We start from the raw sequence: 367 nt of genomic DNA on the forward strand, positions 1-367 counted from the left end.
AAAGTCCACGGTAAGAAGCGTTAATTTTTATGACTCAGCCCGATATCCACGCCGTAAAACAGTTCCTGCTTTCCCTGCAGGACACCATCTGCCAACAGCTTTCCGCCCTTGATGGCTCCGCCTTCCAGGAGGATAACTGGCAGCGCGAAGGCGGCGGCGGCGGGCGAAGCCGTGTTCTGCGCGGCGGCGCGGTGTTTGAACAGGCTGGCGTAAACTTCTCCCACGTGCATGGCGATGCCATGCCTGCGTCAGCCACGGCTCACCGCCCGGAGCTGGCGGGAAGAAGTTTTCAGGCCATGGGCGTTTCTCTGGTGGTGCACCCGAACAACCCGTATGTGCCAACCAGCCACGCCAACGTGCGCTTCTT

Annotated in this window: 1 protein-coding gene; it reads left to right on the plus strand. The window is 60.2% G+C overall.

Translation table 11 applies throughout. The features are described 5' to 3' along the window. Nucleotides 1-29: 29 nt before the first annotated feature. Nucleotides 30-367 (plus strand): coproporphyrinogen III oxidase (locus HX778_RS24910; protein WP_176983354.1); only part of this gene is annotated, 338 nt, incomplete at its 3' end.

Origin of the sequence: Cedecea sp. P7760, assembly GCF_013386425.1 — a bacterium.
GTDB lineage: Bacteria > Pseudomonadota > Gammaproteobacteria > Enterobacterales > Enterobacteriaceae > Cedecea > Cedecea selenatireducens.